A 14,065-nucleotide genomic window follows, 5' to 3' on the forward strand; every position below is an offset into this window, starting at 1 on the left:
AGCACCGTGCCGGGGGCAGGGCAGATATTTGCCGCCTACGTCTCGGCGGATACACCCTGCATGCTCTATAGTGGCGTAGGTCACAGTTCGGTTACGGCACCACGGAGGGGATCATGCTCGTCAACTCGCCGCGTACCGAGGTGACCGACAACAAGGATCAGAACCGCTTCGAGCTACGCCTCAACGGGGATCTTGTCGGGATCCTCGGGTATTTCGACACGGATCGTCCCTCGGGCGTGCCCGGGCGCAACCATCCCGTCGTCGATTTCCTGCACACCGTCATCGTCGAGGACTTCGGGCACCGTGGGCTCGCGGGGGTGCTCGTGGGCCACTCCCTGGATCTCGCGCGTCAGCGTGGCTGGCGGGTCCGGCCCGTGTGCACCTACGTGCAACGGTTCCTCACCGCCCACCCCGAGTACCGGGACGTCGTCCTGCCGCTCGAGCCGACCGCCGGCCGTCGCTGACGCGCGGATTCCGCCCCGCCGCGGCCGGGTCGCCTCAGTCGGCGAGGTCGACGACGACGGGCGCGTGGTCGCTCGCGCCCTTGCCCTTGCGCTCGTTGCGGTCGATCTCCGCGCCGGAGACCCGCGCCGCGAGCGCGGGGGAGCCGAGGACGAAGTCGATGCGCATGCCCTGGCGCTTCGGGAAGCGCAGCTGGGTGTAGTCCCAGTAGGTGTACACACCCGGGCCCGGGGCGTGCGGGCGCACCACGTCGGTGAAGCCGCCGTCGAGGAAGGCGCGGAACGCCTCCCGCTCCGGCTCCGACGTGTGCGTCCGGCCCTCGAAGAACGCCGGATCCCACACGTCCTCGTCGGTGGGAGCGATGTTCCAGTCACCGACGAGCGCGATCTGCTTCTGCGGGTCGGCGGCGAGCCAGGCCTGTGCGTCGGCCCGCAGCTTCGCCAGCCACTCGAGCTTGTAGACGTAGTGGGGATCGGCCAGCTCACGCCCGTTGGGCACGTACAGGCTCCACACCCGCACGCCGCCGCACGTCGCGCCGATCGCCCGGGCCTCCTGTGCCGGGTCGGCGTCCGGGTCCTTGGTGAACCCGGGCTGGTCCTCGAACCCGACCTGCACGTCGTCGAGACCGATGCGGGAGGCGATGGCGACGCCGTTCCACTGGGAGAGCCCCACGTGTGCCACCCGGTAGCCGAGTTCTTCGAACCGCTCGTACGGGAACTGCTCGTCCTTGCACTTGGTCTCCTGCATGGCGAGCACATCGGTGCCCGTCCGCTGCAGCCAGTCGAGGATCCGGTCGGTACGGGCACGGACGGAGTTCACGTTCCAGGTAGCAAGACGCACGTCCCCACTCTAGGCGAGCGGACCGACAGGTTCCGTGGCGTACCGGTAGCGGTGGTGCTCGACGAATCCGAGCGCCCGGTACAGGCCCCGGGCGGCGGTGTTCCCCGCCGCGACCTGCAGGTATGCGTGGGTGGCGCCGTGGTCGCGACCCCACTGCAGCAGGGCCCCGCACACGAGCGTGCCGAGGCCGTTCCGGCGGTGCGCGGCGGCCACCTCGACGGCGGTCAGGCCCACCCAGCGGCGGCCGTCGGGGGCGTCGGTGACCGCGGCCCGGGCGATTGCCAGGGTCTCCGTGTCGCCGCCGATGCGGCCGAAGCCCAGGACGCCGCCCAGGACGGACTCGACGACCGCCCGGCCTTCGGCAGGCATCGGCGCGCCGCGGTAGCGGTACAGCGACAGCCACCCGGGGTCCGGGCCGGCGCTCACGGTCACGGGGGTGGCGACGCCGGGCAGCGGCACGTTGTCGAGGTCGGCGGCCAGCACCTGCACCTCGTCGCTCGGTGCCCACCCGTGCGGGAGCCGGGCGAGCCGGTCCGGCAGCAGGAGCCGCAGCGGCAGGCCGCGGACCGCGAACCACTCGCGCATCCGGGCGTACACGTCCGGATCGAGGGGGTCGGCGACCGTGCCCGGGTCGCCGAGCGGCGTGGCGGAATTCGCGCGGCCGGTGAAGCCGGCGCCGGCCCGCAGGAGCCAGCCGTCGATCCAGCCCTGTTCCAGCCCGGGCCAGGCGGCGGCCGCGGCGTTCTCGAGGGCGCGGATCTCACCGGTGCGGATCGGCCGGGCACCGAGGGCCTTGAGCGCGACCACGGCCTCGGGCACGACCTGCACGAGGCGGCCGCCGGCGGTGCGCACCACCACGGCCGGTTCGAGGGAGACCAGCTCGCCGATCACGTCGGTCATCGGGTGGCTGTAGCCGGCGGGCAGCCGGTAGCGCAGCACCACCCGGGTGCCGACGGGTACGGACTGCTCGGTCGTCACCGGCGCGTCAGTCCTCGTCGTCGTGGCCGAACGGGTCCTCGACCGTCCCGGGCACCCAGCTGAGGCCGGGCACGCCCCACCCCGCCCGCTTGATCGTCTTCTTGGCGGCGCGGGCGTTGCGTCCGATGAGCTTGTCGACGTACAGGTAGCCGTCGAGGTGGCCGACCTCGTGCTGCAGCATCCGGGCGAAGAAGCCGTGGCCCTCGATCTCGATCGGGTTGCCCTCGGCGTCGGTGCCGGTGACCTTCGCCCACTCGGCGCGCCCGGTGGGGAACTGCTCGCCGGGGACCGACAGGCACCCCTCGACGTCGTCGTCGGGGTCGGGCATCGTCTCCGGGATCTCCGACGTCTCGAGCACCGGGTTGATCACCTCGCCGCGGCGGCGGACCACGTTGCCGGCCTCGTCCAGGTCGGGGCAGTCGTAGACGAACAGCCGCAGGTCGACACCGACCTGGTTGGCGGCGAGACCGACGCCGTTCGCCGCATCCATCGTCTCGTACATGTCGGCGATCAGCTGGGCCAGTTCGGCCGGCGACTGGGTGACCGGTTTCGTCGGGTGATGCAGGACGGGGTCACCGACGATCCGGATCGGAAGTATTGCCATGGTGCAAGAGGATAGTGGGCAGGACTCGCCTGTCCGTTGAGCCGGTACCTGTCGTACCACCGTGGTTGAATTGCCCTCGGAAACACCCGGGTCCGATCGGACCTCGGCGTGATTCGAGGCAGTCGAGGAGTGAGATGGACGGCGCAGCAGCGCAAATCGGTAACGAATCCGAGCAGGTTTCCGACCGGAGCAACCACGCCGAGAACAACCACGCCGAGAACAACCACCCCGCGGCCGGCCCGGACGAGGCCGGCACGGACGGTCTCTCTCGCCGGGAGCGCGACATCCTCGCCTTCGAGCGGCAGTGGTGGAAGTACGCCGGTGCCAAGGAAGAGGCGATCAAGGAACTCTTCGGTCTGTCCGCGACCCGCTACTACCAGGTCCTCAACGCGCTGGTGGACCGGCCGGAGGCGCTGGCGGCCGACCCCATGCTCGTCAAGCGGTTGCGCCGGCTGCGGGCCAGCCGGCAGAAGGCCCGCGCCGCGCGCCGGCTCGGCTTCGAGATCACCAAGTAGTACGAGTACGACGGTGATCCGGCGGGCGCGGCAACTAAGGTCGAGAGCGTGAGCACAACCTCGGAATCGTCGGGTCCGCCGCTGCGAGCGCTCGCGATGGTGCTGATCTCTCTCGCCATCCTGTTCGCCGGCCTCGGTCTCGCCTCGCTCGGAGGCTCCGATTCCGAGAGCCCGGCTCCCGAGCCGACGACCGAGCCCGCGGCCGCGCCGGCGACCACGTCCGCGACGTCGGCGCCGCTCGCCGCGACGTCGGCGAGGACGACCGCCCCCGGTGCGGCTCCGTCGGCCACGACGACGGTCTCCGCCACCACGTCGGCGGGGGCCGCCGCCCCCGTGCGGGTGCTCAACAACAGCAACGTCTCGGGCCTGGCCGCCCAGACGGCCGGCCTGCTCGAGGACGAGGGATTCACCGTTGCGGAGACGGGCAACTACAGCGACGGCGTGATCGAAACCACGTCCGTGTACTACGGCACGGGCCCGGGGGAGCGGCAGACCGCGGAGGCGGTGGCCGAGGCGCTGGGGGTGACGGCCCAGCCGCGCTTCGCCGGGATCCGGGACTCGTCGCCGGGCGTCATCGTCATCGTCACCTCGCCGTGAGGGCTTCCGCCCCCCGGCTATGATCAGGTGACTTTTCGCCACTTCGAAGGAGCGGTTTGATGGCCTCGAGTTCCACCCGTCGCATGTCCTGGCGTGCCCTGGCCCCGATCGTCGCGATCGCTGCGGTGGGCCTGAGCGCGTGCTCGAACAGCGAGGAGCCGAGCGACACCCCCGGCACCACCCCGCCGGTGTGGACGGGTTCCGCGGCGCCGGAGGGCGCCGACGAGGCCCACGGCGGCAGCGCTGTCCCGGGGGAGGCCACGACGGGCGCGGCGGGCGGCACCGGCGGCGCGGAGCACTCCGCCGAGCTGCGGACCCCGGCCGGTGCGGCCGCCGGCACGGTGACCTTCACCGAGGTCGACGGAGGCGTCGAGGTGACCGTCGAGCTCGAGGGCATGCCGGTCGGCTACCGCGGCGTCCACGTCCACGAGGTCGGCAAGTGCGAGACCAACTCCACCGCCCCGACCGGCGGCGAGCCCGGCAACTTCCTGTCCGCGGGCGGGCACCTGCAGGCCGGCGGCAACACCAGCATCCCCGAGAGCGGTGACCTCGGTGCGGTCGTGGTGCGCGAGGGCGGCTCCGGATCGCTGACCGTCACCACCGAGGCGTTCACCCTCGACGACCTGCAGGGCGGGGACGGCACGTCCGTCGTCGTCCACCAGGAAACCGCCGGCGGCGAGCGTCTCGCCTGCGGCGTCGTCTCCTGACGGCCACCTCCCGAAACTCTACTTGCAGGGCCCCGGCGACCGGCGACGGTCGCCGGGGCCCTGTGGTTGGATCGATTCGTGCCTGTACCGTTTCCCGGTTCACCCCGCCCGACTCTCGGCGTCGAGTGGGAGATCGCGCTGGTGGACAAGAAGACGCGCGACCTGTCGAACACCGCCGCAGTCGTCTTCGACGCGGTCGAGCAGCGCGCCGGGCAGACCCCGCGGCTCACCAAGGAGTTCCTCCGCAACACCGTCGAACTCGTCACCGACGTGCACGACACCGTCGCCGAGGCCGTCGACGACCTGGCCGAATCCCTCGACCTGCTGCGCACCGCCGCCGATCCCGCGGGGGTGGATCTGATCTGCGCCGGCACCCATCCGTTCGGGCAGTGGACCGACCAGGTCGTCACCCGGTCCCCGGACTACGACGAGATGATCGAGCGCACCCGCTGGTGGGGCCGGCAGATGCTCATCTGGGGCGTGCACGTCCACGTCGGTGTCTCGTCCGCGGAGAAGGTCATCCCGATCCTCAACGCGCTGCTGGTGAAGTACCCGCACATGCTGGCACTGTCGGCCTCCTCACCGATCTGGGCGGGCGTGGACACCGGCTACGCGAGCAACCGTGCCCTGATGTTCCAGCAGCTGCCGACGGCCGGACTGCCGTACCACTTCGAGAGCTGGGCCCAGTACGAGAGCTTCATCGAGGACCAGCTCAAGTCCGGGGTCATCACGAAGCCGGGCGGCATGCACTGGGACATCCGCCCGTCGCCGCGGTGGGGCACCATCGAGGTCCGGGTCTTCGACGGCATCACCAACAAGGCCGAGCTGGCCGCCCTCGTCGCCCTCGTGCACTCGCTCGTCGTGTACTACGACGAGCGGCTCGAGCGGGGCGAGCAGCTGCCCACCCTGCAGCCGTGGCACGTCAAGGAGAACAAGTGGCGCGCCGCCCGCTACGGCCTCGAGGCCGAGGTGATCCTCGACCCGGTGTGCCACGAGCGCCTCGTCACCGACGACCTGAACGACCTGCTCGAGCAGCTCACTCCCACGGCGGCGCGGCTCGGCTGTGCGGACGAACTCGCCCAGGTGGCGCAGATCCCCGTGCGGGGAGCCTCCTACCAGCGGCAGCGCCGGATCGCGGAGCAGACCGGCGGCGACCTCGTCGCGGTGGTGGACTCGCTGGTGGAGGAACTGCGCGCCTGAACGATCGGCCGCGTTCCCGCACAGTTCACACGCTGTTTACCATGTACCGGTGTCGATCCGAGGGGTGGAGCGCCCGAAGGCGCAGCCGGCGCATGTGCCGCAACTGTTCGTTCCCCTCGCTCTGACCGGCGCGATCCTCGGTGTCCTCGTGGCCGAGGCGGTCGCGCGGTACAGCGGGTTCCCCGGGCCGCTCCCCGGACTCGTCGGCGACGTCGTCGCGATCCCGAAGTCGGCGTCCGTGCCGTGGGCCGGTCTCGCGCTGGCGATGGTGGGCCTGACCGCGCGCCTGCGGTACGTGGCCGTCGGTGCCGCGGTGCTGCTCGACGGGGCGTTCGCGGCCGAGCGGTACCTCACCGGCGGCCCCCTGACAGTGGGGAACGGGCCGACGATCGTGCTCGTGCTGCTGGCCGGATACGCCGCCGTCGCGTTGCAGGGCGGCCCGCGCCGCGGTGCGCTGCGCGGCATCGCGCTCGGGGTGCTGCTGGTGCTCTCGGTCAAGATCGGCGACACGTGGCTCGAACTGACCGCACGGACCCGGCCGGACGTGCTCGACGAGTACGTCCAGCTCGCCGACCACGCCCTGGGCAATCCGTCGTGGCTGGCGGGCCGGGCTCTCGAATGGCTCGGGCCCGGCGTGTACGCGGTGCTGCACTGGGTGTACATCGAGCTGCCCGTCGCGGCGATCGTCGTCGCCGTGTACCAGCTCCGCACCGTCGGCGGCGGCCGCCCCTGGCCCGCACACCACCTGGTGCGCACCTTCCTGCTCATCGGCCTGGTGGGGCCGCTGATCTACATGCTGTTCCCGGTGGTGGGCCCGATCTTCGCCTTCGGCGACCACGGCGCGGGCTGGCAGGTGGGGACCTTCTGGCCGGCTGCGGTGCCGTGGAATCCCGACCCGCAGCCGATCCCGTTCGACGCGGTCACCCCGCGCAACTGCATGCCGAGCCTGCACACCGCGTGGGCGCTGGCGCTGTTCCTGCACACCCGCGGCGGCCCCGGATGGCTGCGGCTGCTCGGCACCGGCTGGCTCGGCTGCACCCTCGCCGCCACGCTGGGCTTCGGCTACCACTACGGCGTGGACCTCGTCTCCGGCGCGGTGCTGTGCCTGACGCTCGAGGCCGCGCTGCGCGAACCGGACCGCGGCTGGGGCTGGTTCCGCATCCGCCTCGTCGCGGGCGGCACGGCGGTGCTGGCCGCGCAGCTGGCGGCCTACCGGTACGTGCCGGGTCTCATGGCGGAGCACGCACCGCTCGCCGGGCCCCTCCTGCTCGGTTCGCTGGTGGTGGTGGCGGTGGCCTTCCACGTCACGTTCCATGCGGCCGACGGCGATCGCCGGCCGGATGCGGTCAGCTCCCGTCCGGCGACCGCTCGTCGCCGCTGAGCAGACCGTCGCGGCCGAGCTGCTCCCGGTAGGCGAGCCGGCCCACCCGGTGGGCGATGACGGGAGCGGTCAACACCATGAACATGCCCGCCAGCGCCAGCATCCAGATGTCGACGTTGCCCCGCAGGATGAGCATCGCGCCGCCGAGCACGAACAGCAGGCCGACCACCTGCGGTTTCGTTGCCGGATGCATGCGCGAGAGGGTGTCGCGGAAGCGCACGATGCCGACCGCTGCGGTGAGGGAGATGACCGAGCCGATCAGGATGAGGACGTGGCCGACGAGTTCCAGCACGGTGGTCACTGGTCGTCACGCACCCGGAATCGTGCCACCGACACCGAGCCGATGAATCCGACGAGGGCCAGAGCGACGACGGCCGGCACGATCGTCGTATCCCGGCTGTGCACCGCCCACGCGGCGAGCCCGCACATCGCGATGGCCAGCAGTGCGTCGAGGGCGATCAGCCGGTCCAGCGAGGTGGGGCCGGCCAGCACCCGGTAGGTGATGAGCGCGGCCGCGACCACCAGCAGAGCGCCCGAGAGCGCCAGTATCACCGTCATCACGCCTCCTCCCGGACGACCCAGGGGCTGGGCTGCCATTCGTTGTTGCGTTCGAACGTCGAGATCAGCAGGCGTTCGATGCGCCGCGCGGAGCGGTAGAAGTCCGCGACCTTCCGGTCGGTGCCCACGTCCAGGACGTGGACGTGGACGATCCGGCGGGCCTGGTCGATCTCGAGGACCATCGTGCCGGGGATGTTGTTCATGATGTCCGCCCACAGGGTGAGCACCAGGTCGGACTTGATGGTGAGCCGGCACCGCAGCACACCGGTCACCGGCGGCGGCGCCGGCCGGATCGCGAGCCACCCGACCGAGACCGTGGACTTCATCGTATCCACGAAGATCACGGCGGCCAGGCGCACGGCGGACAGCACGTGCAGGCGGCCCTCGACGGGCACCCGCGGCAGCGGCAGCATCACTGTGACGATCACCGCGACGGCGATCCCGCCGAGCAGGTTCGCGGCGCTGAAGGTGCCCCACAACAGCACCCACACCAGCGTCATCCAGCCCAGGACGAACAGGCGGAGCAGATTCGACCGGCTCGTCACGGCTGACCTCCCAGCACGGCTTCGATGTAGACGGACCGATCCCGCAGGTTCTCGGCGGCACGGTCGCTGATGTCGACGAGCGGGCCGGCGAACACGGTCAGGGCCAGGCCGACGACGACGAGACCGATCGTCGGAACCAGCATTGCCGGGGGCATGCGCCCGACGTCGGCCCGGTCCGAGAAGGCGACCTCCATCCCGGATTCGTCGATCAGCGCGGACGGGGCGGCGTCGGCGAGGCCGCCCTCGGGGGCGTCGGCGCGGGCCCGCCAGAAGGCCTTGGTCCACACCCGGGCGACGACGTACAGGGTGAGGAGGCTCGTGACGGTGCCGCCCGCAACCAGCACCCACGCCAGGACGGATCCGTCGGCGGCGCCGGCCTGCAGCAGGGCCACCTTCCCGATGAACCCGGAGAACGGGGGGATGCCCCCGAGGTTCAGCGCCGGGACGAGGAACGCGATCGCGAGGACCGGGCTGGCGAGGGCGAGTCCGCCGAGCCGCCGCAGCGACGCCGAGCCGGCCTGCCGCTCGATCAGGCCGACCACGAGGAACAGCGTCGTCTGGACCAGGATGTGATGGGCGACGTAGTACACGGCGCCGGACAACCCCGCCTGCGTCGAGAGGGCGATCCCGAACACCATGTAGCCGATGTGGCTGACGAGGGTGAACGACAGCAGGCGCTTGATGTCGTTCTGGGCGATGGCGCCGAGGATGCCGATCACCATCGTCAGCAGGCCGGCCACCAGGAGCACGTTGTCGAGCTCGCCGCCCGGGAACAGCAGCGTGTGCGCCCGGATGATGGCATAGACGCCGACCTTCGTGAGCAGGCCGGCGAACACGGCGGTGACCGGCGCCGGGGCGGTGGGGTACGAGTCCGGCAGCCACGTCGACAGCGGGAACACCGCCGCCTTGATGCCGAACGCGACGAGGAGCACGCCGAAGATCGCGGCGCGGGTGCCCTCCGGCACGTCGTCCATCCGCACCGCCATCTGCGCCAGGTTCAGGGTGCCGGTGGCGGCGTACGCGAATCCCATGCCGGCCAGGAAGATCAGCGACGAGACCATCGAGACCATCACGTAGGAGACGCCGGCGCGGACCCGGTCCGCGCTCGCCCCCAGGGTGAGCAGCACGAACGACGCCGCGAGCAGCACCTCGAACCCGACGAAGAGGTTGAACAGGTCGCCGGCGAGGAATGCGTTGCACACGCCCGCGGTCAGTGCCAGGTACGTCGGCAGGAAGATCGACACGGGCTGCTGGTCGTTGCCGTCGTGGATGCCCTGTCCGACCGCGTACAGCATGACGGCGAGCAGCACGATCGCCGACACCACCAGCATCAGCGCCGCGAGCCGGTCGACCACCAGGGAGATCCCGATGGGGGAGTCCCATCCGCCGACCTGCACGACCGCGATGCCGTCCCGGTCGGCGAGGTACAGCAGCAGGCCCGAGACCACCAGCACGGCGACGAGCGCAACGAGGGTCACGGCCCGCTGAGCGCGGGGCCGGCGCCCGAGGATCAGCGTCGCGGCCGCCGCCAGCATCGGGATGAGGACGGGCAGCGGGGTCAGCGCCGTCGCGGACAGGATCATCGGGTCCTTCCTCCCCGGGACGGTGCGTCGTCCCCGCGGGCCGTCTCACCGTCGCTGTAGGCCGAATCCGTCTCGTCGTCGAAGTCGCCGTCGTGCAGGTCCTCGTAGGATTCGAGGTCCTCCAGGTTGACGAGTTCCTCCAGGGGGATCGGGTTGCCGGCCGCGTCGAACGCGTCGCCGCTGCGGCTCGGCAGGCCGGTGAGCGGATCGTCGGAACGGTCGCGGTCGGGGGCCTCGGCGGGCGAGCGCCGCTGCGACACCTTGGTGTCCTCGGGGTCGTTCTCGACCTCGTCGCGGGCACTGAGCGTGAACGACCGGTACGTGAGCGCCAGCACGAAGCCGGCCACGCCCATGGTGATGACGATCGCCGTGAGGATCATCGCCTGTGCCAGCGGGTCGGCCATGTTCTCGTGCAGGTCGTTGCGGGCACCGACCACGGGCGGGCCGCCGGCCGGCCCGGCGAGGGTGAGGATCAGCAGGTTGATGCCGTTGCCGATGAGCAGCAACCCCAGCAGCATCTTGATGATGCTGCGCTCGAGCAGCAGGTACACCCCGGAGGCGACCAGCACCCCGACCAGAGCGAGCATGGTCAGATTCGCGCTCATCGCTTCTCACCCACGATCTCCGCATCGAGACGCGCGCCGAGACTGCGGAGCACGTCGAGTACCAGGCCGACGACGATCAGATACACCCCCAGGTCGAAGAACAGTGCGGTGACGAGCTTGATGTCGCCGAGCAGCGGCAGAGTCATCTCGACGGTCGCCGACGACAGCGGCGGCGCACCGAGGAACAGGGAGACCAGGGCGGTCCCCGCCGAGAACGTCAGACCCAGGCCGAGGATCTTGCCCGCGTCGATGGGCACCGCCTCGCCGAGCTCGTAACGGCCACCGGCCAGATATCTCAGCACCAGCGCAAGCCCCGCGATCAGGCCGCCGGCGAAGCCGCCGCCGGGCGCGTTGTGCCCGGCGAAGAAGAAGTAGACCGACAGCACCATCATCGTCGGGAACACCAGGCGGGTCGTGACCTCGAGGACCAGCGAGCGGTGCCGCGGGTCGATGAGGTCCCCGCCGCGCAGCCACGTCGTCTCGGTGCTCGACGACATCGCGTCGAGCTGCGCCGCGGGGGCGTCCGAGACGCGCGGCGCCGAACCGAAGCGGCGGGTGCGGAACACCAGGCTCGCCACACCCGTCGCCGCGACGAGCAGCACGGAGATCTCCCCGAGGGTGTCCCACGCCCGGATGTCGACGAGCAGCACGTTGACCACGTTCTTGCCGTTGCCGAGTTCGTAGGCCGCCTCCGGCAGCAGCAGCGCGATCGGGTCGGCGGTGCGGGCGTTCGTGGCGAACACCCCGATCGTCGTGACCGCGACGCCGACGGCGATGCCGAGCAGGGCGCGCGGCAGCTTCCGGCCCACCACGTGTTCGGGACGGGACTCGGCGGGGAGCTTGCGCAGCACCAGCACGAAGATGACGAGGGTCAGCGTTTCGACGAGGAACTGCGTGAGCGCGAGGTCCGGGGCGCCCTGCAGGGCGAACAGGAATCCGCACCCGTAGCCGGTCAGGCCCACGAGCAGCACGCCGGCGAGGCGGTTGCGCATCACCGTCGCGGCCAGGGCGCCGCACATGATGATGGCCGCCGCCGCGAACTGGACGGACGAGTCCCACCACCGCACCGCCATGTCCCGCTCGGGGCCGAACACCAGCAGCAGCGTGGTGGGCAGCACCACCAGGGTGACCAGGATGATGCCCTGGGTCAGCGGCAGCGAGCCCCGCTGGGTGGAACCGGTCAGCCGTATCGACACGGTGTCCATGAAGCGCAGCGTCGCGTCGTACATGCGGTCGGCGTTGCCGAACAGCTGACGCTCGAACTTCACGCGGGAGATCGCGCGGTGGGCGAAGTACAGCGCGGTGCCACCGGCCACGACGACGGCGGTCAGCACGAGGGGGAGGCCGACGCCGTGCCACAGCGCGAGGTGGTAGGGCTTGTCCAGGGTGCTGGGCAGCGTGTCCGCGTAGGGGGACAGCAGCGTGTCGAGCCACGGCGCCGCGAGTCCGGCGGCCAACCCGCCGAAGGCCAGGACGGTCGGGGAGAACAGCAGCAGCGGGCCGGCGGCGTGGAAGTTCTGCACGGCCGGACTCGGGCGCTTGAGCTGTTTGCGTCCGAAGGCGCCCCACACGAACCGGATGCTGTACGCCAGCGTGAGGATCGACCCGGCGACGATCGCGGTGAGTACCGCGATCCGGGCCCACGGGCTCAGCAGGGTCGTCACCTGCACGGCCTCGAGGGCGGCCTCCTTGCCGACGAACCCGATGAACACGGGCAGGCCGCCCATGCTCATCGCGGCGACGGCCGCGACGGCCGCGAGGAACGGCGCCCGCTTCCCGAGGTGCGCGAGCTTGCGGATGTCGCGGGTGCCGGCGCCGTGGTCGACGATGCCGACCACCATGAACAGGCAGGCCTTGAACATCGCATGGGCCACGACCATGGCCATGCCGGCCAGCGCCGCCTCCCGGCTGCCGATCCCCACCAGGGCGATGAGGAAACCGAGCTGGCTGACGGTGCCGAACGCCAGGATCAGCTTCAGGTCGAAGGCCCGGAACGCGCGCCAGCCGGCGAGCAGCATCGACGCCAGGCCGAGGGTGACGACGATGGGCCGCCACGGCGCCGCATCGGCGAACGCCGGAGCCAGCCGCGCCACCAGATAGATGCCCGCCTTCACCATCGCGGCGGCGTGCAGGTACGCGGAGACGGGGGTCGGGGCTGCCATCGCGCCGGGCAGCCAGAAGTGCAGCGGCACCACCGCGGACTTCGACAGGGCGCCGACCAGCACCAGGGCGACGCCCACCCCGGCCAGCCAGCCGCTCGGGGCGGCCGCGATCACGTCGGAGAGGTTGTAGCTGCCCACCAGCTGCCCGAGCACGATGATGCCGACGAGCATCGCGAGGCCACCCGCGGTGGTGACGAGCAGGGCCTGGGTGGCGGCGCGGCGGCTCGACGCCCGCTCCGCGTAGTGGCCGACCAGCAGGAACGACAGCACGGTGGTCAGTTCCCAGAACGTGTAGAGGACCAGCATGTTGTCGCTGGTCACCAGGCCGAACATGGCGCCGGCGAAGGCGACCATCTCGGCGGCGAAGATCCCCAGGCGGGGCTCGTCGTCGGTGAAGTACCGGGCGCAGTAGAGCAGGATGAGCGCGCCGATGCCCAGCACCAGCGCCGACATGATCGCCGCGAGGGAGTCGAAGCGCATGTCGATGTTCATCGACAGGCCCGGCGCCCACGCGATGTGCAGCGTGCGTTCCGTGCCCCAGTTGCCGATCACCCAGCCGAGGCTCGCCAGTGGCACGAGCGCCAGCGGTAGGAACGCATTTCTCCCCATGACTCTGACCAGAGGCGGCGCAACGAGAGCGGCGACCGCGTGGGCGATGAGTATGGCGAGCAAAGGCACTCCGTCGGGGTCGGGCCTGGCGGCGGGGTGTAACAGGCTTGCAAGTGTTGTGCAGCACCCACAGGGGGCGATGCCCGAGCCGCGCGGACCCGGGAAATCCCGATGCACGTGCTGCTCTGCAAATGGACAAATCGGATTCGGTGTCAGCTTACCGGCAGCATTCGCACGGTTGCGAATCGGCCGCCGACGCTCCGATGTCCGATTCCCATCGTAGAGTGCCCCCATGCCCGAGACCGGACCGATCCGTACCGCCGCGCTCGCGTACGTCCGCGACGGACGCCTGTTGCAGACCCGTTCCGCCGGCAAGACCGCCTTCTACATGGCGGGCGGCAAGATCGATCCCGGCGAGACCCCCGAGCAGGCCCTGCACCGGGAGATCCGCGAGGAACTCGGCGTCGGCCTCGTCGACGGCACCGTCGCCGAGGTCGGGATCTTCGAGGCCGAGGCCTTCGGCCATCCGGTCGGCACTCGCCTGCACATGACCTGCTTCACGGCCGAGCTGGCCGGGGAACCGCGCCCGGCGGCGGAGATCGCCGAACTCGGCTGGTTCACCGTCGCCGAGTACGCTGCCCTGCCCGAGGTCGCGCCGGGTTCGATGCTGGTGTTCGAGCACCTGCACGCCCTCGGTCTCGTCCGGGCCGAGTGAGACC

16 protein-coding genes are annotated in these 14,065 nt (G+C 71.0%); 7 read left to right on the forward strand and 9 right to left on the reverse strand.

Features of this window, described 5'->3' with window-relative positions:
• The first annotated feature begins 113 nt into the window (after positions 1 to 113).
• Positions 114 to 464 (forward strand): GNAT family N-acetyltransferase, encoded by a 351-nt coding sequence (locus OCS65_RS08635; RefSeq protein ID WP_029545338.1) that lies wholly within the window; start codon positions 114 to 116, stop codon positions 462 to 464.
• A gap of 34 nt (positions 465 to 498) precedes the next feature.
• Here OCS65_RS08635 and OCS65_RS08640 read toward each other — a convergent pair whose 3' ends face one another.
• Genes OCS65_RS08640 through OCS65_RS08650 form a run of 3 tightly spaced genes read right to left on the reverse strand, consistent with a single transcriptional unit; the run spans position 499 to position 2,884 of the window.
• Entirely contained in the window at positions 499 to 1,302 is an 804-nt protein-coding gene (locus tag OCS65_RS08640) for an exodeoxyribonuclease III (RefSeq protein ID WP_029545336.1), read from the reverse strand.
• A gap of 9 nt (positions 1,303 to 1,311) precedes the next feature.
• Positions 1,312 to 2,280 (reverse strand): N-acetylglutamate synthase, CG3035 family, encoded by a 969-nt coding sequence (locus OCS65_RS08645; protein ID WP_263509415.1) that lies wholly within the window; start codon positions 2,278 to 2,280, stop codon positions 1,312 to 1,314.
• A gap of 7 nt (positions 2,281 to 2,287) precedes the next feature.
• Complete coding sequence (locus OCS65_RS08650) at positions 2,288 to 2,884, reverse strand: peptide deformylase (RefSeq protein WP_050035669.1); 597 nt, start codon at positions 2,882 to 2,884, stop codon at positions 2,288 to 2,290.
• Positions 2,885 to 3,018: 134 nt separating this feature from the next.
• Here OCS65_RS08650 and OCS65_RS08655 point away from each other — a divergent pair, with 134 nt between their 5' ends.
• The 5 genes from OCS65_RS08655 to OCS65_RS08675 all read left to right on the forward strand — a co-directional run bounded on the left by OCS65_RS08655 (position 3,019) and on the right by OCS65_RS08675 (position 7,284).
• Positions 3,019 to 3,399: a DUF3263 domain-containing protein gene (locus OCS65_RS08655; RefSeq protein ID WP_006938240.1), complete on the forward strand. Its 381-nt coding sequence runs from the start codon at positions 3,019 to 3,021 to the stop codon at positions 3,397 to 3,399.
• Between the two features lie 48 nt (positions 3,400 to 3,447).
• Positions 3,448 to 3,996, forward strand: coding sequence for a LytR C-terminal domain-containing protein (locus OCS65_RS08660; protein WP_006938242.1), 549 nt, complete (start codon positions 3,448 to 3,450; stop codon positions 3,994 to 3,996).
• 59 nt (positions 3,997 to 4,055) lie between these two features.
• Positions 4,056 to 4,703, forward strand: coding sequence for a superoxide dismutase family protein (locus OCS65_RS08665; RefSeq protein WP_263509417.1), 648 nt, complete (start codon positions 4,056 to 4,058; stop codon positions 4,701 to 4,703).
• A gap of 78 nt (positions 4,704 to 4,781) precedes the next feature.
• Complete coding sequence (locus OCS65_RS08670) at positions 4,782 to 5,903, forward strand: glutamate--cysteine ligase (RefSeq protein WP_006932439.1); 1,122 nt, start codon at positions 4,782 to 4,784, stop codon at positions 5,901 to 5,903.
• Positions 5,904 to 5,967: 64 nt separating this feature from the next.
• On the forward strand, positions 5,968 to 7,284 hold the full coding sequence (locus OCS65_RS08675) for a phosphatase PAP2 family protein (RefSeq protein WP_263510366.1): 1,317 nt from the start codon (positions 5,968 to 5,970) through the stop codon (positions 7,282 to 7,284).
• Here the strand turns inward: OCS65_RS08675 and mnhG are convergent.
• Genes mnhG through OCS65_RS08705 form a run of 6 tightly spaced genes read right to left on the reverse strand, consistent with a single transcriptional unit; the run spans position 7,250 to position 13,409 of the window.
• Positions 7,250 to 7,585, reverse strand: a complete 336-nt coding sequence (gene mnhG, locus OCS65_RS08680; protein ID WP_231772589.1) for a monovalent cation/H(+) antiporter subunit G — start codon at positions 7,583 to 7,585, stop codon at positions 7,250 to 7,252. The two genes, OCS65_RS08675 and mnhG, sit on opposite strands and share 35 nt — an antisense overlap.
• Positions 7,582 to 7,842, reverse strand: a complete 261-nt coding sequence (locus tag OCS65_RS08685) for a monovalent cation/H+ antiporter complex subunit F (RefSeq protein WP_006932436.1) — start codon at positions 7,840 to 7,842, stop codon at positions 7,582 to 7,584. Before OCS65_RS08685 ends, mnhG begins: the two co-directional genes overlap by 4 nt.
• Positions 7,842 to 8,342, reverse strand: a complete 501-nt coding sequence (locus tag OCS65_RS08690) for a Na+/H+ antiporter subunit E (RefSeq protein WP_044475672.1) — start codon at positions 8,340 to 8,342, stop codon at positions 7,842 to 7,844. Before OCS65_RS08690 ends, OCS65_RS08685 begins: the two co-directional genes overlap by 1 nt.
• A gap of 41 nt (positions 8,343 to 8,383) precedes the next feature.
• The gene (locus OCS65_RS08695) at positions 8,384 to 9,970 is read right to left on the reverse strand and encodes a Na+/H+ antiporter subunit D (RefSeq protein ID WP_006932434.1); all 1,587 of its coding nucleotides are present in this window, start codon (positions 9,968 to 9,970) and stop codon (positions 8,384 to 8,386) included.
• Positions 9,967 to 10,575 carry a Na(+)/H(+) antiporter subunit C gene (locus OCS65_RS08700; RefSeq protein WP_006932433.1) on the reverse strand — a complete coding sequence of 203 codons (609 nt, stop codon included), beginning with the start codon at positions 10,573 to 10,575 and terminating at the stop codon, positions 9,967 to 9,969. The genes OCS65_RS08695 and OCS65_RS08700 overlap by 4 nt, the downstream gene beginning before the upstream one ends.
• Complete coding sequence (locus OCS65_RS08705; RefSeq protein ID WP_029545324.1) at positions 10,572 to 13,409, reverse strand: Na+/H+ antiporter subunit A; 2,838 nt, start codon at positions 13,407 to 13,409, stop codon at positions 10,572 to 10,574. The genes OCS65_RS08700 and OCS65_RS08705 overlap by 4 nt, the downstream gene beginning before the upstream one ends.
• A 229-nt stretch (positions 13,410 to 13,638) precedes the next feature.
• Between OCS65_RS08705 and OCS65_RS08710 the strand changes: the two genes are divergently transcribed.
• Positions 13,639 to 14,061 carry an NUDIX hydrolase gene (locus OCS65_RS08710; protein ID WP_006932425.1) on the forward strand — a complete coding sequence of 141 codons (423 nt, stop codon included), beginning with the start codon at positions 13,639 to 13,641 and terminating at the stop codon, positions 14,059 to 14,061.
• Positions 14,062 to 14,065 lie beyond the last annotated feature (4 nt).

The sequence above is a fragment of the Rhodococcus aetherivorans genome (genome assembly GCF_025722975.1).
Classification (GTDB): Bacteria; Actinomycetota; Actinomycetes; order Mycobacteriales; family Mycobacteriaceae; genus Rhodococcus; species Rhodococcus aetherivorans.